This is a genomic window from Micromonospora rosaria, from assembly GCF_001567585.1.
In the GTDB taxonomy this organism is placed as follows: domain Bacteria; phylum Actinomycetota; class Actinomycetes; order Mycobacteriales; family Micromonosporaceae; genus Micromonospora; species Micromonospora rosaria.
This window is the reverse complement of record NZ_LRQV01000081.1, coordinates 1-23531: the sequence shown is the minus strand read 5'-3', so window position 1 is coordinate 23531 and position 23531 is coordinate 1. Positions and strand designations below refer to the sequence as shown.

Annotated in this window: 17 protein-coding genes and 2 tRNA genes; 7 read left to right on the top strand and 12 right to left on the bottom strand. The window is 72.0% G+C overall.

What is annotated here, in order from left to right:
* The first annotated feature begins 106 nt into the window (after positions 1-106).
* Together AWW66_RS20325 and AWW66_RS34900 are read left to right on the top strand one after the other, a co-directional pair.
* A complete protein-coding gene (locus tag AWW66_RS20325; RefSeq protein WP_067368820.1) occupies positions 107-622 on the top strand; it encodes a response regulator transcription factor in 516 nt (171 codons plus the stop codon).
* A 97-nt stretch (positions 623-719) separates the two neighbouring features.
* Complete coding sequence (locus AWW66_RS34900) at positions 720-1481, top strand: response regulator transcription factor (RefSeq protein WP_211272035.1); 762 nt, start codon at positions 720-722, stop codon at positions 1479-1481.
* Here AWW66_RS34900 and AWW66_RS36045 read toward each other — a convergent pair.
* The 5 genes from AWW66_RS36045 to AWW66_RS20295 all read right to left on the bottom strand — a co-directional run bounded on the left by AWW66_RS36045 (position 1474) and on the right by AWW66_RS20295 (position 8676).
* Positions 1474-3723 (bottom strand): ATP-binding protein, encoded by a 2250-nt coding sequence (locus AWW66_RS36045; protein ID WP_067368817.1) that lies wholly within the window; start codon positions 3721-3723, stop codon positions 1474-1476. The two genes, AWW66_RS34900 and AWW66_RS36045, sit on opposite strands and share 8 nt — an antisense overlap.
* A gap of 153 nt (positions 3724-3876) precedes the next feature.
* Positions 3877-4533, bottom strand: coding sequence for a response regulator (locus AWW66_RS20310; protein WP_067368814.1), 657 nt, complete (start codon positions 4531-4533; stop codon positions 3877-3879).
* Positions 4530-5894: a sensor histidine kinase gene (locus AWW66_RS20305; RefSeq protein WP_067368812.1), complete on the bottom strand. Its 1365-nt coding sequence runs from the start codon at positions 5892-5894 to the stop codon at positions 4530-4532. The genes AWW66_RS20310 and AWW66_RS20305 overlap by 4 nt, the downstream gene beginning before the upstream one ends.
* A 151-nt stretch (positions 5895-6045) precedes the next feature.
* Positions 6046-8004 (bottom strand): serine hydrolase domain-containing protein, encoded by a 1959-nt coding sequence (locus AWW66_RS20300; protein ID WP_211272034.1) that lies wholly within the window; start codon positions 8002-8004, stop codon positions 6046-6048.
* A gap of 393 nt (positions 8005-8397) precedes the next feature.
* Entirely contained in the window at positions 8398-8676 is a 279-nt protein-coding gene (locus AWW66_RS20295; protein ID WP_211272033.1) for a hypothetical protein, read from the bottom strand.
* Between the two features lie 165 nt (positions 8677-8841).
* Here AWW66_RS20295 and AWW66_RS20290 point away from each other — a divergent pair, with 165 nt between their 5' ends.
* The 4 genes from AWW66_RS20290 to AWW66_RS20275 are packed head-to-tail and all read left to right on the top strand — an operon-like array spanning position 8842 to position 14130.
* The gene (locus tag AWW66_RS20290) at positions 8842-9636 is read left to right on the top strand and encodes an ABC transporter ATP-binding protein (protein ID WP_083978660.1); all 795 of its coding nucleotides are present in this window, start codon (positions 8842-8844) and stop codon (positions 9634-9636) included.
* A complete protein-coding gene (locus AWW66_RS20285) occupies positions 9633-12170 on the top strand; it encodes an FtsX-like permease family protein (protein WP_067368809.1) in 2538 nt (845 codons plus the stop codon). Before AWW66_RS20290 ends, AWW66_RS20285 begins: the two co-directional genes overlap by 4 nt.
* Positions 12080-13507 carry a sensor histidine kinase gene (locus AWW66_RS20280; RefSeq protein WP_211272032.1) on the top strand — a complete coding sequence of 476 codons (1428 nt, stop codon included), beginning with the start codon at positions 12080-12082 and terminating at the stop codon, positions 13505-13507. The genes AWW66_RS20285 and AWW66_RS20280 overlap by 91 nt, the downstream gene beginning before the upstream one ends.
* Entirely contained in the window at positions 13495-14130 is a 636-nt protein-coding gene (locus AWW66_RS20275) for a response regulator transcription factor (protein ID WP_067368807.1), read from the top strand. Before AWW66_RS20280 ends, AWW66_RS20275 begins: the two co-directional genes overlap by 13 nt.
* Positions 14131-14322: 192 nt before the next feature.
* Here AWW66_RS20275 and AWW66_RS20270 read toward each other — a convergent pair.
* The 6 genes from AWW66_RS20270 to gyrB form a co-directional block, all read right to left on the bottom strand.
* A tRNA-Ala gene (locus AWW66_RS20270) sits at positions 14323-14395 on the bottom strand.
* A 27-nt stretch (positions 14396-14422) separates the two neighbouring features.
* Positions 14423-14551: a DLW-39 family protein gene (locus AWW66_RS34895; protein ID WP_211272031.1), complete on the bottom strand. Its 129-nt coding sequence runs from the start codon at positions 14549-14551 to the stop codon at positions 14423-14425.
* A 42-nt stretch (positions 14552-14593) separates the two neighbouring features.
* A tRNA-Ile gene (locus AWW66_RS20265) sits at positions 14594-14667 on the bottom strand.
* Positions 14668-14921: 254 nt separating this feature from the next.
* Positions 14922-15833: a DUF3566 domain-containing protein gene (locus tag AWW66_RS20260; RefSeq protein ID WP_067368803.1), complete on the bottom strand. Its 912-nt coding sequence runs from the start codon at positions 15831-15833 to the stop codon at positions 14922-14924.
* Positions 15834-15837: 4 nt separating this feature from the next.
* Positions 15838-19617, bottom strand: a complete 3780-nt coding sequence (gene gyrA / locus AWW66_RS20255) for an intein-containing DNA gyrase subunit A (RefSeq protein WP_157527623.1) — start codon at positions 19615-19617, stop codon at positions 15838-15840.
* A 128-nt stretch (positions 19618-19745) separates the two neighbouring features.
* The gene (gene gyrB, locus AWW66_RS20250) at positions 19746-21686 is read right to left on the bottom strand and encodes a DNA topoisomerase (ATP-hydrolyzing) subunit B (RefSeq protein WP_067368800.1); all 1941 of its coding nucleotides are present in this window, start codon (positions 21684-21686) and stop codon (positions 19746-19748) included.
* Positions 21687-22208: 522 nt separating this feature from the next.
* Here gyrB and AWW66_RS20245 point away from each other — a divergent pair.
* The gene (locus AWW66_RS20245; RefSeq protein ID WP_067368798.1) at positions 22209-22763 is read left to right on the top strand and encodes a hypothetical protein; all 555 of its coding nucleotides are present in this window, start codon (positions 22209-22211) and stop codon (positions 22761-22763) included.
* Between the two features lie 84 nt (positions 22764-22847).
* Here AWW66_RS20245 and AWW66_RS20240 read toward each other — a convergent pair.
* Positions 22848-23531 (bottom strand): DciA family protein (locus AWW66_RS20240; protein WP_245648386.1); only part of this gene is annotated, 684 nt, incomplete at its 5' end.

Sequence of the window (23531 nt, the reverse complement as noted above, 5' to 3'; positions counted from 1 at the left end):
GTGGGGGACACCGACAGCCGTCATTTCGGGGACTCCGCGGGGAATTACTATTCGTTGGCGCTCGATGCACGAACCGGAGCGTCTTTTCCCCTCGGGAGCGAATGCGATGCCGTCCTCCGATCCGTCCGAAACCGGCGCACCGGTGCTGGTGGTGGTGCGGTGGGACCGCCTGACCGGTGACCGCTGGTCACACCTGGCCGAGCTCACCGCCGGGCGGCTGGTGCTGCTGGTGCTGCCCCGGCACGTGACGGTGGACCCGTTGGCGCTGCTGGTGGCCGGGGTGCGGGCCGTGATGCGGGACGGCGACGGCGCCGAGGAGCTGGAGCTGGCCCGCGCCGCGGTCCTCTCCGGCGGCTCGTACCTGTCACCGAGCGTGGCGGCGCTGGTCGGCGGCCCGCCGGCCGGCCCCGGTCGGCGGGCCCCGGCCTCGCTGGGTCCGCGCGAGGTGGAGACGCTGCGCTGCATCGCGCAGGGCCTCACCCACCGGCAGGCCGCCCACCGGCTCGGCGTCACCGAACAGACCGTCAACACGTACGCGAAACGGCTGCGCCGCAAGCTCGGCGCGGCGAACAAGGCGGAGCTGACCCAACGCGCGGTGGAACTCGGCTACCTGTCGGTGTGACCCGTTACCGGCACATCGGTGTGACGCCGTTCTTGCCGGTCTTCTTGCCTCGCCTTTCCGCGCATGCAGTAGTTGACTACTCACCGAGAGGTGGGCGATGTTCGACGTGTGTGTGGTGGTGGCCGAGCCACTGGCCCGGCGCGGGGTGCACCAGCTGATCGGAGGCAACGAACGGGTACGACGCCGCATCACCGTCGACGCGGTGCACCAGGTGACCGAGAACGGGGCCGGGCCGGAGACGGTCGTGATCCTCGTCGATCCGCTGCTGCACGCCGTGCGGTGGTCCTGTGCCCGGTACCCGACCCTGGTCCTGGTGCCGGAGACGGCGACCGCCGCGACGGTGGACGCGATCCGGGCCGGCGCCCGCTCGGTGGTGAGCACCGCCACCGAGCAGACCCAGTTGCGGATCGCGCTGGACGTCGCCGCCGCCGGTGGTTTCTACCTCTGCCCGATGCTCTCCGCCAGGCTGCGCGGCGGAGCGACCGGTGCCGGGTCCGGCGTGGGCCGTGGTGGGGCCACGCGCGGACCCGGCCCGGGTGACCCCGTCGACGCGCCCGGCGGCGGGCCGACGCCGTCCTGCGCGCCGGACCTCGGCCCGGGGCGGGAGCGGGCACGGGCGCGGGCGTCCCGCCGGCCGCCGCTGGCACCCCGGGAGGCGGAGACCCTGGAGCTGATCGCGCACGGCCTCACCCACGCCCAGGCGGCCCGCCGGCTGGGCATCTCCGAGGCCACGGTGAACACCTACCTGACCCGGATCAGGTCCAAACTGGACGTCGGCAACAAGGCCGAGCTGACCCGGCAGGCGATCACCCTCGGGCTGGTGCAGCGGCGGGGCACCGCCACCGATCCGGTCACCTGAGCGGGGCCTCCAACTGGGCCCGGAGCTGTTCGGCGTGGCGCAGCGACGGAACGTCGTTGACCGCTTCGAGCAGGCTCGTGGCCCGGTCGAGCAGGTCCCGCGCCCGGTCCGGCTCGCCGGCCCGCAGCAGCACCTCGGCGAGGCTCAGGTGGACCCGGCCGTTGCCGTTCGGGTCGTCCCCGGCGACGAAGTCCTCGATCGCCGCGAGCAGGGTGGCCTCCGCTTCGGCGAACCGGTCGCAGTCCGCCTGGAGCAACCCCAGCCGCAGCCGCATCCAGCCGCGCAGCGGCCGGCTGGAGAGCCGGTCCGGCAGGGCGGTCGCCCAACCGTCGTGGGCGTCCTGCACCATCCGCAACGCCTCGTCGAGCTGCCCGATCGAGCGGAGCAGGTCCGACAGCGAGTACGACGCGACGATCCAGCCGAGCTTGTCGTCCACCTCCCACAGCAGTCCCCGGGCGGTACGGAAGTGCTCCACCGCCTGGGCGGTCGCCACCGGGTCGTCGCGCTTGCGCAGCAGCCCCGCCAGGTAGCACCGGGACCAGGCGATGGTGCGCCGGTCCCCGGCCGCCTCGGCGAGCGCCAGCGCGGCGCTGTGCTGCGCGTACGCGGCGTCGAGTTCGTCGTTGACCAGGTGCAGCGCCCAGCCGAGGTTGTTGCGCTGGGTGGCCTCGGCGACCGGGTCGCCGATCGCCTGGGCGGCCCGTACCCCCAGGGCGAACAGCTCGTCCCAGGGCACCGCCAGGTGCCGCCGGTCCGAGTACCAGTACAGGTGCCGGGCGGCGGCGAGCACGTCGTGGTGGCGACCCCGCGCGGCCACGTACCGGACCGCCCACCACCAGGCCGGGCGCTCGGTGTCCAGCCAGCTCACCGCAGCCGTCGCGGTGGGGAAGCCGGGTCCCGGCGCCGGGCAGGCCGGGTCGAGCCAGCCCTCCGCCGCCGCCGTCCGGCCCAGCAGGTGCCCGGCGAGGCGTTCCCGGGCCGCCTCCCGGTCGGCGGCGGTCTCCTCCTCGTCGATCCGTTCGGCGGCGAAGATCGCCAGTAGGTCGTGCAGCGCGTACCGGCCGGGGATGGCGGCGGCGGTGAGCAGGCCCGCGTCGACCAGGGCGTCGAGGCGGTCCTCGGTGACCGGCACCGGCTCGTCGGTCAGCGCCGCCACCACCGGGGCCGAGTACCCGGGCAGCCGCACCGCCCCGAGCAGCCGGAACGCGCGCCGCGCCGGGCCGTCGAGCAGCCGGTACGACAGCTCGAACGCGCTGCGGACCTCGATGTCCCCGGCGCGCAGCAGGTCCAGCCGCCGCTGCTCGTCGCGGAGCCGTTCCACCAGGGACTGGACACTCCACTCGGGCCGGACGGCGAGCCGGTTGGCGGCCACCCGCAGGGCCAGTGGCAGCCCGCCGCAGAGCCGGCCCAGCTCCACCGCCGCCGCGCTCTCCTCGGCGATCCGCCCCCCGCCCACCGCCTCGGTGAGCAGGGTGTGCGTCTCGGCGTCGGTGAGTTCGCGCAACGGCACCCGGTGCGCCCCGGCCAGCCCGGCCAGCGTGTTGCGGCTGGAGACCAGCACCAGCCAGCCCGGCCCGCTGGGCAGCAGCGGGCGCACCTGGGCCTCGTCCCGGGCGTTGTCCAGCACCAGCAGGCCGCGCCGGTCGGCGCTGAGGGCGCGGTACAGCGTCAGCCGGGCGTCCGTCGACGGGGGGAGCTGCGCCACCCCGAGCGCGGTGAGCAGTTGGTCGAGGGCCTGCGCCAGGGTGGTCGGCTCGTCGTCCATGCCCCGCAGGTCGACGAAGAAGGACCCGCGCGGGAAGCGGCGGGCCTGCTCGTAGGCGGCGTGCACGACCAGGCTGGTCTTGCCCACCCCGGGCGGGCCGCTGACCACGACGATCCGCATCGCCCCGGCCCGGCCGGCGGACTCCGCCTCCTCGGCGAGCCGGCCCAGTTCCTCGGCCCGGCCGGTGAAGTCGGCGAGGTCGCCGGGGAGCGAGCCGGCCTGCTCGTCGTCGGCGTCGTCGACGTCCTCGACGTCACCGCCGCGCGCGACGGCGACCAGCCGGGACCGGTCCGACTCCGACAGGCCGAGCCGGTCGGCCAGCTCCTCCACGGTCCGGCGCTGCGGCCGGGCCACCCGGCCCAGTTCCAGGTTGCGCACGGTACGCACCGCGACGCCCGCGAGGTCGGCCAGCTCCTCCTGGGTGAGCCCGGCGGCCGTCCGGTGCCGCCGCAGGAGCGTGCCGAGCCGCCCGGTCATTGCCGTACCTCCAGGCCGTCGTCTCGAATTGTCAACAGCACGACACGGATGGTTACAGACCCACGGCTCGATACCCAAACGCCGAGCCGAAGGCGATTTCGGTTCATCTGCCGCCGTCGACCGTCGGGCGGGTGACCTGACCCGCCGGGCCGGTCAGCGCGCGACCACCCCGTTCTGGTACGCCCACACCACCGTCTGGAGCCGGTCCCGGGCACCGATCTTGGCCATCGCGCGGCCGAGGTGCGACTTCACCGTGCTGGTCTCGATGTGCAGCTCGGCGGCGATCTCCACGTTCGACAGGCCCTGCGCGAGCAGCCGCACGATCTCGGTCTCCCGCGCCGTGAGCTGGTACGCCGCCGCCGCGTCGGACGCCGGTGCCGGGCGACGCCGGGCGAACTCCGAAATCACCCGACGGGTCACCGCCTGGTCGACGAGCCCCTGACCACTGGCGAGGCGCCGGACGGCGTCGACGAGGTCCTCGGGCTCGCAGTCCTTGAGGATGAACCCGCTGGCGCCGGACTCCAGCGCGCCGAAGACGTACTCGTCGAGGTCGAACGTCGTCACCACCAGCACGGCCGGCGGCGACCCGGACGCCTCGGCGACGATCTGCCGGGTCGCGGCCAGCCCGTCGCCACCCGGCATCCGGACGTCCATGCAGATGACGTCCGGGTTCGTCCGGCGGGCCACCTCGACCGCCGTGGAGCCGCTGGACGCCTCCGCCACCACCTCGATGTCCCCCGCCTGTTCGAGGATGACGCGGAAGCCGGCCCGCACGACCGCCTGGTCGTCCACGAGCATCACGCTGATCATGCCGGCTCGGTTCCCTTCGTGGTCGGCGACGGGGCGGGGAGGTCGTCCCGTCCCGTCGGCAGCGTCACCGCGACGGACCAGCCGCCCGCCGCCGTCGGGCCGGCCGTGAAGGCCGCGCCGATCAACTGCGCCCGTTCCCGCATGCCGATCAGGCCGACCCCGCTGCTGGTCCGCACCCCGGGCTCGGCACGTCGGGTGGCCGGCTCGTTCACCACCTCCAGCGCCACCGCCCGTGGCAGGTAACGCAGCACGACCCGGACCGGGGCGCCCGGGGCGTGCTGCCGGGCGTTGGAGAGGCACTCCTGCACCGTCCGGTACAGCGCGACGTCGGCGATCGGGGGCACCGGCCGCGCCGACCCCTCGCGGACCAGGTCGACCGAGGTGTCGAGACCCCGGGCGGTCCGGACCAGGTCGTCCAGCATCGCCAGCCCCGGTACGGGGGCGTGCTGGTCGCCGGGGTCGGGCCCGCCCTCCTCGCCCAGGCCGCCCGGCCGGCCCCGCAGCACCCCGACGACCAGCCGCAGGTTGTCCAGGGTCTCCTTGCCCTGCGCGCGGATCCACGCCACGCCCTCCTTGGCCGCCTCCGGGTCGCGGTCCACCAGCCGCTCGGCCGCCGCCGCCTGCACCACCATCCCGGAGAGGTGGTGGGCGGCGACGTCGTGCAGCTCACGGGCCATCCGGGCGCGCTCCGCGCCGATCGCGGCCCGGACCTTCTCCTGCTGCGCCCGGACCGCCTCGGCCGCCTGCGACCGCAGCAGTTCCACGTTGCGCCGGTGGGTGACGACGTAGTTGCCGACGAAGGTCGCGCCGAAGTAGGTCAGCGAGCCCGCGGCGACGTGACCGACCACCACACCGAGCAGCCCGGAGGTCCCGGCGAGGGCCGCCGTGACCGCGCCGGCCGCGTCGACCACCACCGCCCCCGCCGAGACCAGCAGCGCGGTCCGCAGCGGCAGCAGCGTGCCGACGGTGTACGCGGCGATCAGCGGGGGCAGCCCCCGGGCCATCACCTCCGGCGGTACCACCGTGAGCACGGCGACCTGGAGGCCGACGACCAGCGCGAGGCAGAGCACCGGACGGACCCGGCGCAGGCAGAGCAGCATCGCCTGCACACAGCAGGCGGCCACGACCAGCCAGGCCTCCGCCGGGTCGAAGGCCAGCCCCTCCGCCGGGGCCACCGCCCAGAAGAGCGTCCCCATCAGGGCGAACGTCACGACCGTGACGACCGCCGCCAGCAGGCAGTCCCGGGCGAACCGCCCGGTCAGCCCGAGCCGGCTGAGCCGTTCGTCGAACCGCCGGACGAACCGGGGCGCCACGCCGGGCGCTTGGGCCGTCCCCGGGCCGGTGCCGGGCTGGTCCGTCATGTCCTGATCATCCTTGCCGCTCGTCGTGGCGCGCCCATCGGGTCCGGTGTCCTTCCTTCGGGTGCCGGTCGTCGGCGGGAGCCGACCGGCAGCGGGGTCGTCGGCGGGAGCCGACCGCCAGCGGTGGACATTCGCCGGTCGGAGCCGCCGGTCAGTAGGAGACGCTCGGCGCGAGCAGCATGAACTCGACGGCGAACCACCCGGTGCCGGCCAGCGCCAGCAGGACCAGCGTGCTGCCGACGATCCGGGGCCAGCCCACCCGGCGACGGACGTCGTCGACCAGCCGGACCACGGCGGGCAGGACCCCGAGCACACCGAGCAGCTGCAGCGCCTGCACCACGCGCAGCGTGGCGGCCGGGACGTCCTGGAAACCCATGATGCTGACGACGGCCACGGCCCAGCCGACGAGGGCGAGCAGGGCACCGGCGACGGCGACCCGGCTCAGCACCCGCGCGGTCCGCCCCGCCCGGTCACGTGGGGCCCGACCCCGCAGGCGACGGACGACCGCACCGACCGGCCACGAGAGCACCGCGAGCAGGAGCACGACGGTCGAGGCGACGAGCACCGGCAGGGCCAGCCCGGTGCTGCGCTGCGGCGCGACGGGCAGCAGGGCGAACGCCGACTCGAAGCCGATGGCCTCCACCGCTCCGTCGACCACCCGCATGGTGACGACGCGCTGCCCGCCGACCTCCCGCCAGACCCAGGGGGCGACCTCCTCGAACACGGCCGGGCTGGCGGAGTGCGGGGCCGGCTCGAACAGCAGCCGGTTGTCGTACCGGACGCTCACCCGGGTCCGGTCGAACAGGCCGACGGTGGTCAGGAAGGTGCTCCGCATCCCCCGCGAACTCTCGTACGTGCCGGCCGCCAGCGCGGCGTGCTCCGCCGAGGTCTGCGCGTCGACGGTCCCGGCCGGCACCGCCCCGGTCCGGGGGAAGTACCGGTCGGCGAAGCCGTTGAGGACCGCCTGCCGCAGGTCGTGGCTGGCCATCGGGGCGGTACCGCTGCTGTTCAGGGAGACGAACACGCCGGCCCGCTCGTCGGGAAAAACCTGCAGGTGCGAGTGGAAGAACCGGGTGTCCCCGCCGTGCCCGAGGATCCGCCGGCCGTTGCGGCTCTCGTCGAAGAAGCCGAGCGTCATCCGGGGCCCCTCGGCCAGCGCGCCGAGCGTGCTCGCGTCGAGGCCGGGCCGCTGCATGAGATCGAGCGTCGGGCGGTCGAGCAGGGGCGTCTCCCCGACCCGCTCACCCAGGTGGGCGAGCATGAACCGGGCCATGTCGGTGGCCGAGGCGGTGAGCGACCCGGCGGGCGCGACGCCGACGATCTCGAACGGCTGGGCCGGGCCGGACGAGTCGGCGTACCCCTGCGACATCCGGTCCCGCAGGTCGCCGGGGAGCGGCTGCGCGAACGTCGACGAGGTCATCCCGGCCCGGGTGAGGACGTTCTGGTCGAGGTACTCGTCGAAGGGCAGCCCGCTCACCCGTTCGACCAGGTACCCGACCAGCGCGTACCCGTAGTTGGAGTAGGCGGGCACCGTGCCCGGCTCGAAGACCTGCTCGGGCGGCTCGGTCACCAGCGCCTTCCGCAGGTCGGCGCGGGTCCCCTCACCGCCGATGAGCCCGCCGACCCGCTCCTCGAACCCGGCGGTGTGGGTCAACAGGTGCCGCAGCGTGACCGGCTCGTCGTAGCGGCGGGGCAGGGTGAAATCGAGATGCTGCTGGACATCGGCGTCGAGATCGACGGCGCCGCTCTGCACGAGTTGCAGGGCGGCGGTGGCGGTGGCGACCTTCGACACCGAGCCCACCCGGAAGAGGTGCCGCTCCGGATCGACCGGTACCACGCTGGCGTCCGCGCCGCCGTCCACGCCCGTGTCGGCGTGGCCGTACCCCCGGGCCGTGAGAATCCTCCCGTCGTGCACGACGGAGACCGTGGCCCCCGCGATGCCGGCCTGGTCGAGCGCCGCCGGGAGCAGGCCGTCGAGCCAGGCGACGACGTCCTGTTCGGTCAGGGTGGCCGGGTCACCCGGCGCGGCCGGGGTGCCGACGGGCGGGGCCCCGACGGCCGGGGACGAGCCCGCACCACAGCCGACGGTGGACGCCGCGACGAGGGCCACGGTCGCCAGGACCGCGCCGAGGCGGACGGTACGGGAACCGGACCGGGGCGGGCGGGATCGGAAAGCGACCCCTCGGGGTGCGTCGTCGTGAATCACGTCGTCCTGTTGCCTTCCGCTGCTCCCGGATGTCCGGAGGGGTCCGGTGGCGGCACCCGGGGGCTCCCCACCAGCCTCGCCGCCCGCCGCCGGCCCGACATCTGGCGCAGGACGGCACTCGACTTACGACCTGAGGAGGAGACGTCGTACCCGGTGACCGCCGGCCCTCTGGGCCGTCTTCCCCCACGGCACCGACCGGGCGTACCTGATCTCGGGTCTCACCACCGGCGGCACCGCCACGGTGGTCGCCACCCGCGCCCGTTCCCTGACCTGACGGCGGCGCGCCCCGCGCGCACGCTACTCCGCCAGGTACCCGGTGGCCGGGTCGATCTCGGCGAGGAAACTACGGATGGCCTGCTCCATCTCGGCCCGGCTCATCCCCGCCCCCGAACTGCCGAAGCCGTACTCGTGCGGCCCGCTCAGCCAGTCGAAGTCGTAGCCCCACGCGCCGGACGGCGCACGGTAGGCACGGACGCGGAAGTCCTGCCCGTCGACGGTCATCAGGATCGGGTCGCCGACCCAGTTCCGGTCCCGCGTCTCGTCGGGCGCGATACCCGGCTCCGGCTCCGAGGACATGTCAACTCCTCCTGCCTGCTCGCACCCGGGGACAACGGCCGGTGAGTGTCGGCGCAGTCACAGCGTAGCCGCGGCTGGTCGGGCCCCGTCGGTAACGCCAGCGTTACCGAGAAGACGGTGGCCAGTGCCATCGACTCCGGCGCACGTCTCGCCTGGGATGGGCGTATGCCCTTCCCGTCTTCGCAGCCCGTTCCTCCGCCAGCACCGGGGGCGACAGGTGGCACCGCGTCGTCGCCGATCGTCCACACGGTCGAGTTGACGCGCACGTTCGGCCGTCAGACGTCTGCCGTGACCGCTCTGGATCGGGTTTCGATCGCGTTCGAGCCCGGTCGGTTCACGTCGATCATGGGGCCGTCGGGGTCGGGCAAGTCGACCTTGCTGCACTGTCTGGCGGGGTTGGAACGTCCGAGTCTGGGTTCGGTGGTCGTCGCCGGCACGGACCTCGCGCGTCTGTCGGAGGCGCGGCTGACGACACTCCGGCGCGACCGGCTGGGCTTCGTGTTCCAGGCGTTCAACCTGATTCCGACGCTGACCGCCGAGGAGAACATCACCCTCAGTGAACGCATCGGCGGGCCTCGGATCGACCCGGAGTGGACGTCTCACCTGGTCCAGGTACTCGGTCTCGGTAATCGCCTGCGGCATCGCCCCCACGAGCTGTCCGGGGGCCAGCAGCAGCGTGTGGCGATCGCCCGGGCACTGGCGCATCGTCCCGCAGTCGTGTTCGCCGACGAGCCGACCGGGAACCTGGACTCCCACACGGGCAGCGAGGTGCTGCACTTCCTGCGGCTGGCCGTCGAGCAGTTCGGGCAGACGATCGTGATGGTGACGCACGACCCGGCCGCCGCCGCGCGCTCGCACCGGGTCGTGTTCCTCAGGGACGGCCGCGTCGAGGGCGAGCTGCGGAACCCCTCGGCCGGGGACATCCTGGGCCGGCTGGCGACGAACGGGTCACCAGCATGATCGTCCTGGCCTGGCGGAGCCTGGCGCGGCGGAAGCTCGCCGTCCTCGCTGCCCTGCTCTCGGTCGTGGTGGGATCGTCGCTGGTGACGGCGGCTCTGCTGATCGCCGGCGCGCAGGGGCGACAGGGTGCCGCGAGCGTGACGAGCTGGCGGTTCGGTGCCGTCGACGCCGTGGTCAAGCCGCCGGCGAGCATCACCCTGGCCAGCGGGCTCGCGCTCGATCTGCCGTCCATGCCACGGCTGACCGACGAGCAGACCGACGCCATCCGCCACGCGCCTGGTGTCACGGCGGTCGCCGTCGAGTCGCCGTTCCCCGCCTACCTGGTCGCTCCGGATGGCAGGGTGACCGGCGACGCTTTCACGCGTTCCTGGGGGCATCCGTGGTCGACCGCGCTTGCCGACAACGCCTCGCTCACCACCGGCCGGGAACCGAACCGACCACGTGACGTGGCGGTCGACGAGTCCGTTGCGACGGCCGCCGACATCGGCGTGGGCGACACGGTTCGGGTCGCGCACGCCACCGGCACCGACGAGTTCACCGTGACCGGCATCGTGAGGCGGCCGGGAGAGCAGTTCGAGCACGCCCTGTTCTTCGTCGGTGCGACGGCCGCGCAGTTCGGTGGCGCCCCGGTCGCCGCGCTGGTGTCGACCACGGACATCGAAGCGCTGCGACACGCCGTCCCCGGCCTCCAGGTACTCACCGGCGAGGCCCGCGCCGGGAGCCTTCAGCTTGACCTGCGCCAGGCCGAGCTAGCCGGCGGGTCCGGTCAGTTCCTCATGGCGATCGCGCTCCTGGCGTTGACGAACGCGGTGTTCGTCATCTCCAGCACGCTCACCGTCTCGATCGGGCAGCGACGACGCGAGCTGGCGATGCTGCGCATCGTCGGCACCACGCCACGGCTGATCCGCCGCCTCGTCACCGGGGAGGCCGCCATCATCGGTGCGCTCGGCGGCGTTGTCGGAGCAGGCGTCGGTATGGTGCTTGCCGAGCTGGCGCGTGAGTTCTTCGTCGCACAGGATCTGATGGCCCGGGGAGCGGTCGTGTCGCCGGAGCCGCTCGCCCTCTTGACCGGGGCCGCTGCCGCGGTGCTGGCGGCGCTGGCGGCGGCCTGGCTTCCGGCGCGACGGGCCACCCGCGTCGCGCCGCTGGACGCGTTGCGCGAGTCCGACATCCCCTCCGGCGCGGCGGGGCGAGGCGGGACGATCTTCGGATGGCTGCTGCTGGCGACGGCTGTGGCCTGCCTGGCGGGAGCATTCGCCCTGGGCGGTCCGGTCACGACCGTGGGCGGCGGGATCGCGCTCATGCTCGTCGTGACGGCCTTCCCGCTGCTCGTCGGTGCGTCGATCTTGCTGGGGCCGACGCTGTTGCGTGGTGTACTGACGCCGTTGGGCAAGCTACTGCGTTCGTGGTTCGGCGGCTTCATCGCGGAGCGGTCGATCCGCTCCGACCTGCGCCGCGCGGCGGGCGTGTCGGTCCCGCTTACCCTGCTGGTGGCGGTCAGCGCAGTACTACTGTTCCAGGACGGCGCGAACTACCAGGCGCGCTCCCAGGTCTACGCCGACCAGGTGACCGCCGATGTCGTGGTGACCGGTGGTGTCCAGCTCGGCGTGCCGCTCGGCGCGGTCGAGGCGCTCGAAGCCGTACCGGGTGTCGCAGCGGCAACCGGCAGCCTCTCGTCGCGCCTGATCTTCGACGAGACACCGACGATGCGCTCGAACGGCACGGTGACCGGCGTGGAGCCGACCGGATTCGGTCAGGTGCTCCACTACGAGGTCGTGGCCGGTACGTGGGCGGACTTCACCGACGGCAGCATCGCCGCGTCGCAGGTCGTCGCCGCCGGGGAGGGCTGGCAGATCGGCGGCTCCGTACGCTTCCGGTACCCGGACGGAACACCCGGCAGCGCCGTCCTCAGCACGATCTACCGCGACCCGATGGGAGTCAGCGACACCGTGCTGCCGCTGGACACCCTCACGCCGTACGTCCTGGAGCCCTTTGCCTCCGCCGTCTACGTCGCCCTCGATCCTGACACCGACCAACATGTTGCCCTGACCGCCATCAACCATGCGCTGTCGAGCGTGGCCCCCGGTGCACGGGCGACCGACCGCGACGAGCACCTGGCGCAGGTGGCGGCGCAAGCCAGCGGCGACAACTGGATCGTTCTCATGGTCGTCGTCGTCCTGGGCGGCTACGCGGGCTTCTCCGCGATCAACGTGCTGATCGCATCCACCATCTCCCGCAGACGCGAGTTCGCGCTGCTCCGGCTCGCCGGGGCGCGCCGCCCTCAGATCGCCGGGTCGCTGCTGATCGAGTCCCTCGTGGTCGCCACCACCGCGATCGTCGCCGGTACCGCCATCGCGGCCGTCACGATGATCGGCTACGGATACCTGCTCACGGACACGATCTGGCTGCCTTTCGTCGGCTCGGCCTTCCTCGCGATCGTCGCATGCACCTACCTGGCTGCCCTGCTCGGCACCCTCGCGCCCGCCCGCACGGCAATGACGGCCGATCCGCTTCAGGTAGTCCGCGCGTGGTGACGTTCCGTACCGATTCGTGCGAGCAGGCGAAGATGGGCGGTGTGCGGAATCCGGGACGTGGGGCCGAGACCACGGGGCGAGCGACGATCGCGACCCCGGGCGCGGCGTTGCGTCGTCACCCGTTACGTCTCCTCGTGACCTCCTGGCCGTGGCGATCGCTCGCCTATCTCGCCATGACCCCCGCCGTCTCGATGATGTGGGCGTTGACCTGCTGGCCTCTCCTGGCCCTCGCCGGCCTGCCGCTCGGCCACGTCGAACGGTGGCGCCTGCGGTGGGTGGACCTGCGGCCAGTCCCGAATCCGCACACCTCGGACGCCTCGACGGGCTTCGCCGCCTGGACGCGGCAGCGCGCCCGTGACCGGGCCACCTGGACGGAACTCCTGCACGGCGTGGTCCTGGTCCCACTGTCCCTGCTGATCTTCGCCCTGCTCTCCGTCGTGCTACTCGCTCCCGCCGCGACCATCGCCACCAGCATCGCGTTGTTCGTCATCCTCGTCCTGGGCATCGACCCGACCGCCGTCACGACGGTGTCGGACCTGCCCGGCTCCACGGTCACCGAGAACCCGCTCGCGCAGCTCAGCTTCGCCGCCCTCGGCGCAGTCATCATGATTCTCGGCCTCCACCTCGTGACCCTCGCCGCCGAAGGTCAGCGGCACCTCACCCGCCTGCTCATCAGCGAACCGGACAACGACCACACCGAGCGGCTGCACGACCTCACCCGATCCCGTGCGCGGATCACCACCGCCTTCGATGACGAGCGGCGGCGGATCGAGCGTGACCTGCACGACGGCGTCCAGCAGCGACTCACCTCCGTCGTCATGACACTCGGTGCGCTGCGGTATCAGCACGACCGCGGAGCGGACATCATCCCGCTCATCGACCAGGCCCGCGCCGATGCGCAACATGCCATCGACGAACTCCGTGACGTCGTGCACGGCATCTACCCCGCCGCGCTACGCGAACACGACCTCGCCGACGCTCTCGACGAGCTTGCCGCCCGCGCCGAAGCCGCCGGCCTGAGAGCCTCCGTACACATCGACCTGCCGGACGACCTGCCGGACGAGGTGGCGGTCGGCATCTACTTCGCGGCCAGCGAGCTGTTCACCAACGTCGCGAAACACGCTCAGGCCACCGCCGTCCTGCTGCTCGCACAGCACAAACCCGACGGCACCACGTACGTCACGGTGGAGGACGACGGTCGTGGCGGCGCACGCCCCGACGGCACGGGGCTGCTCGGCATCATCGACCGGATCGAAACCCTCGGCGGTCAGGTCGCAATCGCCAGCCCGATCGGAGGCCCCACCCGCATCACCCTGGAGGTCCCGTGCGCATCGTGATCGCCGAGGACGCCGCTCTCCTCCGAGAAGGGCTCGTCCGACTCCTCGCCACGGCCGGTCACGAGGTGGTCGCCGCTGTCCCCGACGGCAACGCACTCCTGGCGGCGGTGCGCACGCACCGCCCCGACGTCACAATCATCGATGTACGGATGCCGCCGACCCATACCGACGAGGGCATCCAGGCGGCACGCACGCTGCGCGCGACCAACCCGACCGAACGCATCCTCGTCCTCTCACAGATCGTCTCCGGCCGGGCCGCCGCCGATCTGCTCACCACCGGCGACGGCGGGATCGGATATCTCCTCAAGGATCGCGTCGGCGACGTGGACGATTTCCTCCGCGCACTCGACACCATCGCCGCCGGCGGCGAGGTCATCGACCCCCAGGTGGTCCGCAAGCTCCTCCGGCACCGATCCCGCCTCGACGACCTCACCCCGCGTGAGACCGACGTGCTCGCCCTCATGGCCGAGGGCAGGACCAATGCCGCGATCGCCGAAACGCTGGTCGTCAGCGAAGCGGCGGTCGCCAAGCACATCAACCGCATCTTCGCCAAGCTCGACCTCGGCTCCGACGACACGACGCACAAACGCGTCCAGGCCGTTCTCACCTATCTCCGGCGGTAGCTGAGGAAACGCCCGCCCTTGAGCCAGCGGCGCCGAAACAGCCCGGCACGGTGTCGGTGCCTGCTGACCCCTCGTTGGTGCGAGCAGGTCGGGACGCTGGTGCACGCGCTGGCACAGGTGCAGCGCGCAAGTCCTACGGGAGGGGACAGATACCAACCCGCTCATGTCGCAGGTTTGAAGATCCAGATTGGGTGGAGCCCAGGGGACTTGAACCCCTAACCCCTGCCTTGCAAAGGCAGTGCTCTGCCAGTTGAGCTAGGGCCCCGAGCGGACGGCGGTCACGCCGCCATGGTCACCGCAGGTCGGGAGCGGTGGTCGCCTCGTGCCAGAGGGCGCGCTCGTCGCTGGCGTCCTTGACCTTCTTGGCCACCAGGGCCGCCACACCGACGATGCCGACCAGCAACAGAATCTTCTTCACCATGGGGCGACCCCTAGCGCTCGACTGATGTCGGACGACGTGCGGTGGGGCTAGCTGGAATCGAACCAGCGACCTCAGAGTTATCAGCTCTGCGCTCTAACCGACTGAGCTATAGCCCCGCAAGCGACGAGCAAGGTTAACCCATCCGCCCACCGCGCCCCAAACCGGGGTCGCCGTGCACCCGTCACCCCTGACGCTACCCGCACCCGGAACACCGGGGCGACCGCTTTTGGCACCGGCCGACGTGCCCCGTACGCCAGGTCACCGGGCCGACGGCACCGGGTCTGCCATCCTCGGGCCGAGGCCGGGACCCGGAACGCGCGACGCCGGGGGCCGCAGGATGCGGCACCCCGGCGTTGCGGAGGTCGGAAGCTCAGTCGCGCTCGGCGAGCGTCAGCTCCACCCCGCCGACCAGGTCGGCGCAGACGTTGTAGACGAACGCCCCGAGCGTGGCGAGCGCCGTGAACAGGACCACGTTGACCAGACCGACCAGCGCCGAGGTGAGGATCACACCCCGGGCGGTGATCTGGAAGCCACCGCTCTGCCCACCGCTGGCGCTGACCAGGTCGGTGAGGCTGTCGTTGACGCTCTGGAACACGCCCATCGCGTCCAACGCCAGGTAGAGCACCGAGGTGGCGACCACCACGACGATGAAGAGCACCACGGAGACCGCGAAGGCGAACTTCATCACCGACCACGGGTCGATCCGCTTCAGGTTCAGCCGGGCCCGGCGCGGCCCGCGCGAGGCGGCCGAGCTGACCGAGGTACGCGCGGAACGGACCGCCTCACCCACCCGCGCGGCACCGACGGCGGCAGCGCCGCCAACGCCCGGCGGCAGGCCTCCGCCGTTGGCCGGACGGCCGGCGCCGGACAGGCGGGCCTCCCCGGGCTTCGCGCCGGCACCGGGGGCGCCCACCCGGGGCAGCGTGCCGGTGGCCGCCGTCGAGGCGGGCCGGGCCGTCGTGCCGGTGGCACCCGCCTGACCCGTACCCGTCTTGATCGGCTGTGTGGTGTTCGGACGTGCCGACGCGGCGGCCGGGACGGCAGCGGTCGCCTCGGCCCCGGCTGTCTCCTTCTTGCCGGTCGCCCCGGCCTCGTCGGGCTTGTCCGGCGGCGGTGCCATACCCGGGGCCCGGGTGAACTTCGGGGCAGGCGCGTCGGCGGGGACCGTTGCCCGGCCCACGGCCGCGCGGCCGGCCGCCGGTGCCCCGCTCTTCGCGGACTTCTCGTCGACCGGTTTGGCCGAGGTCCCCTTGTTCCCCGACTTCGCCTGTGTCTCCGTCATTCAACTAGTCCTGTTCGTCAGGCTCGTCGGCATTGCGAGCAATCGCCACGATAGTCACGCCGTCCGGAAGGTCCATCAGCTTGACCCCCATTGTGTTCCGGTCACGGGTACGGCGTACAGGCTTCACCGGAGTCCGGATGACGCCACCGTTGCTGGTGATCGCGAACAGCTCGTCGTCCGGGTCGATCACCACCGCGCCGACCAGGCCGCCTCGACGCTCGGTGATCTTCGCGGTCAGCACCCCCTTACCTCCCCGGCCCTGGACCGGATATTCCTCGATCGGGGTGCGTTTCGCGTATCCACCGTTCGTCGCCACCAGAACGTCCAGGCCCTCCCGAACCACCTCGACGGCGAGCAGGGCGTCGTCGTCGGTGAAGCGCATGCCGATCACGCCGGAGGTGGCCCGGCCCATCGGCCGCAGCGCCTCGTCGGTGGCGTTGAACCGGATCGCCTGGGCGTTGCGCGACACCAGCAGCAGGTCGTTCTCCGGCGCGCAGAGCACCGCACCGACCAGCTCGTCCTCGTCGCGCAGGTTGATCGCGATGATGCCGCCGGACCGGTTGGAGTCGAACTCCTCAAGCCGCGTCTTCTTCACCAGGCCGTTCTTCGTGGCGAGTACCAGATAGGGGGCCACCTGGTAGTTCGGGATCTCGATGATCTGTGCGATCTGCTCGTCGGGCTGGAACGCGAGCAGGTTCGCCACGTGCTGGCCCTTGGCCACCCTACTGGCCTCCGGAAGCTCGTACGCCTTGGCCCGGTACACCCGTCCCTTGTTGGTGAAGAACAGGATCCAGTCGTGCGTCGAGCAGACGAAGAAGTGACTGACGATGTCGTCCTGCCGCAGCGTCGCCCCGCTGACGCCCTTGCCGCCCCGCCGCTGCGAGCGGTACAGGTCGACCTTGGTCCGCTTGGCGTACCCGGTGCGGGTGATGGTGACCACGACGTCCTCGCGGGCGATCAGGTCCTCCATCGAGACCTCGCCGTCGAACGGCACGATCTTCGTCCGCCGGTCGTCGCCCCACTTGGCGACGATCTCGCCCAGCTCCTCGGAGACGATCCGGCGCTGCCGCTCCGGCTTGGCCAGGATGTCCTTGAGGTCGGCGATCTCCAGCTCCAGCTTGGCCAGGTCGTCGAGGATCCGCTGCCGCTCCAGGGCGGCCAGCCGGCGCAGCTGCATGTCCAGGATCGCGGTGGCCTGGATCTCGTCGATCTCCAGCAGCCGGATCAGGCCCTGCCGGGCGTCCTCGACGGTGGGCGAACGCCGGATCAGCGCGATCACCTCGTCGAGGGCGTCCAGGGCCTTGCTCAGGCCCCGCAGGATGTGCGCCCGCTCCTCGGCCTTGCGCAGCCGGAACGCGGTCCGCCGCCGGATCACCTCGATCTGGTGCTCGACGTAGTACCGGATGAACTGCGCCAGGTTCAGCGTGCGCGGCACCCCGTCGACCAGGGCCAGCATGTTGGCGCCGAAGGTCTCCTGGAGCTGGGTGTGCTTGTAGAGGTTGTTCAGCACCACCTTGGCGACCGCGTCGCGCTTGAGCACCAGCACGATCCGCATACCGGTACGCCCGGAGGACTCGTCCCGGATGTCGGCGATGCCGGCGAGCTTGCCCTCCTTGATCAGCTCGGCGATCCGCTCGGCGAGGTTGTCCGGGTTCACCTGGTACGGCAGCTCGCTGACCACCAGCGCCGGGCGGCCCCGCTTGTCCTCCTCGACCTCCACCACGGCGCGCATCCGGATCGAGCCGCGCCCGGTGCGGTACGCGTCCTGGATGGCGGCCTGGCCCACGATCAGGCCGTGGGTCGGGAAGTCCGGCCCCTTGACGATCTCCAGCAGCGCTTCGAGGGTGGTGGCCTCGTCGGCCTCCGGGTTCTCCAGGCACCACTGCACCGCCGCGCCGATCTCGCGCAGGTTGTGCGGCGGGATCTTGGTGGCCATGCCGACCGCGATGCCCTCGGAGCCGTTGATCAGCAGGTTCGGAATCCGCGACGGCAGGATGGTGGGCTCCTTGGCCCGGCCGTCGTAGTTGTCCTGGAGGTCGACGGTGTCCTCGTCGATGTCCCGCAGCATCTCCATCGCCAGCGGGTCGAGCTTGCACTCCGTGTTGTGGCTGACGAAGCCGTCGGAGACGAAGGAGTGGTCGTCGGTGTCGACCCGGATGCTGTAGACCGGCTGCACCCCGGCGTCGGTGATCCCGGTCACCTCGGCGTAGTAGAAACGGCCGTCCACCAACGGCTCGACCACGTCGAGCACCTCGGCCTCGGTGATCCGGGCGGCGATCTCCGCCCGGTCCCGCTCCCACCGCTCGATCCGGTCCACGTTGTGCCGGCGCAGCCAGTCCCGCTCGGTCCACCGGGTGGCCCCGTGCGCCCGGATGAAGTCGCCGACCAGCGGCACGTGGTCGCTGGAGAGCGCCGTGCTGCTGGCCGGCACCGAGGCCAGCTCGGACTCCAGCTTGGCCTGCTTGCGGCCGAGGAAGCCCACCTGCGTGGCGAAGATCCGGGCGTCCCGCCGGTTGGTCACCACGACCTTGATCTCGCCGTCGTCGTACCGGCACTGCCTACTGACCACGCCGAACTCCAGCAGGAGTTGCTGCACCTCACGGGCCAGCCGCTGGCTGCGGGTCGAGTACGACACCTGGATGGTGTTGCGGGGCAGCAGCGAGGAGGAGCCGTCCCCCTCGTAGAGAGCCTGGAGGAAGGCCCGCTTGATCGCGGCCGGCCCCTGCCAGACGAACTCCGGCACGAACTTCGCCGCGCTCCGCGCCCCGACCAGCTCGGCCAGCACGCTCGCGCGCAGCGCGGTCAGATCCTGCACGTCCAGCTCGTGCAGGGTGCTGCCGGAGGCGATCACCCGCTCCGAGACGTACCGGGGGCCACCGACGGCCAGGTCGTAGGCGGCGAGGACGCGGACGAAGAACTCCCGGTCCACGTTGTTGAAGCCGGCCCGCCGCTCGGAGGCCCAGCCCTCGCTGACGAAGGCGCCGGCGAGGACGGCGGCCTCGACGTGCTCCAGCATCGGGTAGCCGATCTCGTCCGGCACGCTGCGCTGGAGGACCACCCGGTCACCCGGGGAGATCTCGGCGAGCAGCTTCCACAGCAGGGTCGGCACCCCGGCCACGTCCACCAGGCAGAGCACCGGGTGGTTGTGGGTGCCGGTCAGCTCGTACCCCTCGCGGGTGCGCAGCCGCAGCGTGGGGTGCTCGCCGGAGTGGAAGAACTTCGAGGCGTGCACCGGGTCGCCGTTACGGTCGCGGACCTTCAGCTCGATGTCGGTCTCGCTGCTCGGCGCCGCGTCCGGGACGATCTGGTCGATCCGGACGGTGCCGTCGAGGGTGCGGATCCGGGCGTCCCCGGTCAGGCAGTACCGCATGGCGGCGGCCGGGTCGTTGCCGGGGGAGCCGAAGTTGCCGTTGCCGTCGACCAGCGGGTAGCGCAGCGACCAGGGCTGGGCCATCCGGACCAGGGCGTCGTAGATCGCCGAGTCACCGTGCGGGTGGAACTGACCCATCACGTCGCCGACCACCCGGGAGCACTTCACGTACCCCCGGTCCGGCCGGTAGCCGGAGTCGAACATGGCGTACAGGATCTTGCGGTGAACCGGCTTGAGACCGTCCCGGACGTCCGGCAGCGCCCGCCCGACGATCACGCTCATCGCGTAGTCGAGGTAGGAGCGCTGCATCTCCACCTCGAGACCGACCGGCTCGATCCGGTCGTGCGCCACCACGGCCGCGGTGGTCTCCGGGGTCTCCGGCTCGCTCGGTGTGGACTCGGGAGTATCGGTCACTGTTAACCCTTATCAGACTCAGAGTCGTTTTTGTGCTGTGGATAACCGCTGTGGATACCGGCCCAGCTGTGGATAACTCTGTGGACCGGTGACCGGCCGGTGAACCCCGGCCGGTCCGGCGAGGGCGATCAGATGTCGAGGAACCGTACGTCCTTGGCGTTGCGCTGGATGAACGACCGGCGTGCCTCGACGTCCTCACCCATCAGCACGCTGAAGAGTTCGTCGGCGGTGGCGGCGTCGTCGAGGGTGACCTGGCGCAGGGTCCGGGTCGCCGGGTTCATGGTGGTCTCCCACAGCTCGGGATAGTTCATCTCGCCGAGGCCCTTGAACCGCTGGATGTCGTCCGGCCGGGCGTTCGGCTTCTTCTGCTGACGCAGCGCGATCAGGCCGTCCCGCTCCCGGTCGGAGTAGGCGTACTGGGCGTCGTCGCCCTTCTTGTTCCACTTGATCTTGTAGAGCGGCGGGGCGGCCAGGTAGACGTGCCCCAACTCGACCAGCGGACGCATGAAGCGGAACAGCAGGGTGAGCAGCAGGGTCTGGATGTGCTGACCGTCGACGTCGGCGTCGGCCATCAGCACGATCTTGTGGTACCGCAGCTTCTCGATGTCGAAGTCGTCGTGGATGCCGGTGCCCAGCGCGGTGATCAGCGCCTGGACCTCGTTGTTCTTCAGGACCCGGTCGATCCGGGCCTTCTCCACGTTGAGGATCTTGCCCCGGATCGGCAGGATCGCCTGGGTCCGCGGATCCCGCCCCTGCTTGGCCGAGCCGCCGGCGGAGTCGCCCTCGACGATGAAGACCTCGGACTCGCGCGGGTCGGTGGACTGGCAGTCGGCCAGCTTGCCCGGCATCGAGCCGGACTCCAGCAGCGACTTGCGTCGGGCCAGCTTGCGGGCCTGCTGGGCGGCGATCCGGGCGCGGGCGGCCTGGGACGCCTTGGTGATGATGATCTTCGCCTCGGCCGGGTTGCGGTCGAACCAGTCGACCAGCCACTCGTTGCAGACCCGCTGCACGAAGCTCTTCACCGGGGTGTTGCCCAGCTTGGTCTTGGTCTGCCCCTCGAACTGCGGGTTGGCCAGCTTGACCGAGATGATCGCGGCCAGCCCCTCGCGGATGTCCTCGCCGGAGAGCTTCTCGTCCCCCTTGAGCAGCTTCTTGTCCGCCCCGTACCGGTTGACGATGCCGGTCAGCGCGGCCCGGAAGCCCTCCTCGTGGGTACCGCCCTCGTGGGTGTTGATGGTGTTGGCGAAGGTGTAGACCGACTCGCCGTACGACTCGTTCCACTGCATGGCGATCTCGACCGACATGCCCTCCTCCTCGGCCCCGAACTCGACCACCGACTTGTGGATCGGGTTCTTCGAGGCGTTGAGGTGCCGGACGAAGTCGGCGATGCCGCCCTTGTAACAGAAGGTGACCTCGCGCTGCTTGCCGTCCTCGTCCTCGGCCACCCGCTCGTCGAGCAGGTGGATGGTGAGGCCCCGGTTGAGGAAGGCCATCTCCTGCAACCGCCGGTAGATGGTCTGGAAGTCGAGGTCAACGGTCTCGAAGACGTCCGGGTCCGGCCAGAAGGAGACCGCCGAACCGGTCCGGTCGGTGGTCTCGCCCTTCTCCAGCGGGCTCGGCTTGGAGTTGGTGTACTGCTGCCGCCACACGAAGCCGGCCTTGTGGATCTCCACCGCCATCCGGGTGGAGAGCGCGTTGACCACCGAGACGCCCACGCCGTGCAGGCCGCCGGAGACCGCGTACGCCTTGCCGTCGAACTTGCCGCCCGCGTGCAGCACCGTGAGGGCGACCTCGACGCCGGGCTTCTTCAGCTTCGGGTGCAGGTCGACCGGGAAGCCCCGGCCGTTGTCGGTGACCCGGACCCCGCCGTCGGCCAGCAGCACCACGTCGATGGTGTCGCAGTGGCCGGCGAGCGCCTCGTCCACCGCGTTGTCCACGACCTCCCAGACGAGGTGGTGCAGACCACGCTCACCGGTCGACCCGATGTACATACCGGGGCGCTTCCGGACCGCCTCCAGCCCTTCGAGGACGGTGATCGACTCGGCGCCGTACTCCTGCTTGTCTGCCACCCTCGGCCACTTTCTCGCGCCGTCCGCGCCGCAGGGCGCGTCGGGCGCGGGTTCGGCGGACAGGACGCGACGTCGACGCGCGGACCGGTGCCGGGATTCTCCGGGGTACGGGCCGAACGCGCCGGTCGCCGCGGTCGCCCGCGGATCGCGATCGGCTCGACTCGACGTGGACAATGATCACGGGCCGTCGGGGCCCGCATCCGTCGCACCGCATCGGGTCTTCGTCTCGCTGTCAATCCTACTGTGCGCGGCCGACAGAACCACCACTCGGCACCCCTGCGCGGCGGCTGAGAACTCCGTAGCCGGCCGAACCCCGCTGCCCGCGACCCCCCTTACACGCCAAGGGGGGTCGCGGGCAGCCGCCGGCCATCGGGTCGGATTCGGCACCGAGCGGGGCGGGCACCGGACACCGGGTGCCGTACCGTACGTTTGCCACACCGGTGGACCGGTCTTGATCTTTCCAGGCCGAAAACGGACGATCGACACGATCGGCTCGACACGTGCGGTGAGGAGTGACGCCCGATGGGGCTGGACAACGTCGCGGTGCACTGGCCGCGGACCGGTCGCTTCTACGACCCGGTGGCACCTGCGGAGTTCGTCGACTTCGGCGAGATCGTGGACATGCCACGGGTCTCCGCGCCGACAGCGGCCCTCGCCGAACTGATCGCCAAGACCGGCACGGTGCGGGCGACCGCGTACACCGAACTGGTCGACCTGATCCTCGGCCTGGAAAATGTGCTCTACGCCACGGAGGCGGCGGCCGAGGACGAGGACCCGGTGATCGACCCGGACGGCTGCTCCTGGGTGGCCGGCGGCATCGAGCGGTTCGTCGCGGCGCACCGCCCACACGGCGAGGCGGTGACCTTCGAGTCGGTAAGCGCCGTGCTGCGGTCCCTGCTCGCCGACGGCCGGCTGGCCGAGCAGCAGCTCCGCTGGCTGGACAGCCGTCTCGACGGGCTCCGGGACGAGGCGGGCGCCCCGCCGCAGTGGAGCTTCACCTGCCCGGAGCTGAGCGTGCTGGCCGCCTTCTACCGCCGCTGCGCCGACCGGGGCTACGCCGTCTACGCCGACGCCTGACCGCCTGACCGTTTGGGCCGGCCGGCCGCCCCGCATCGCAGGGCCGGCGCCGTCGCGGGCGGACGGGAACCCGTCCGCGACCGGTCAGCCGTAGGTGTCGCGGGGGCCCCGGCCCCGGACCCGGCGCGGGCCGCGCGACCACGAGGGCGCGGCCGGCCCGTGGATGTGCAGCTTGCGGACGACGTTGTGGCCGACCTCGCGGGCGATCTGCTGCAACAGCGACCCGGCGAGCAGCCGGAGCTGGGTGGCCCAGGCGGTGGAGCGGGCCTCCACGGTCAGTTCGCCGTTCTCCAGCTTCACCGGCCGGCTGTGCTGGGCGACGTCCGGCCCGACCACCCGTTCCCAGGCGCCGAAGACGGTCGCCTCGGCGGCCGGTTGGGCCCAGCCCCGCGCCTTGACCAGCCGGGCCAGCACCGCGCCGAGCGGCTGGGGGTCGCGCGGGTCCGGCCCCGGGCCGGAGTAGCCCCGCAGCCGCCGCTGGCCGCCCTCGCCGTCCGTGCTCGCCGGGTTGCGCCGCCGGGTCCGGGCCGCCGCCTCCCGCTTGGCCCGCGCCGCGTCCAGCACCGCCCGGGCCAGTTCCGGGCCGCTGGGCCCGGCACCGCCCTCGACGGCGGCACCCTCGCCCGTTCCGGTGGGGCTCCCCCCGCCGGAGGTGCCACCACCCGGGCCGGCCCGGCCCGCGCCACCGGTGGCCGGTCCGCCCGCGCCGGGGCCGGTCGCCGCCGCGCCGTCCGCGCGACCGCCGGGCGGGACGGGGGTACCGGAAGC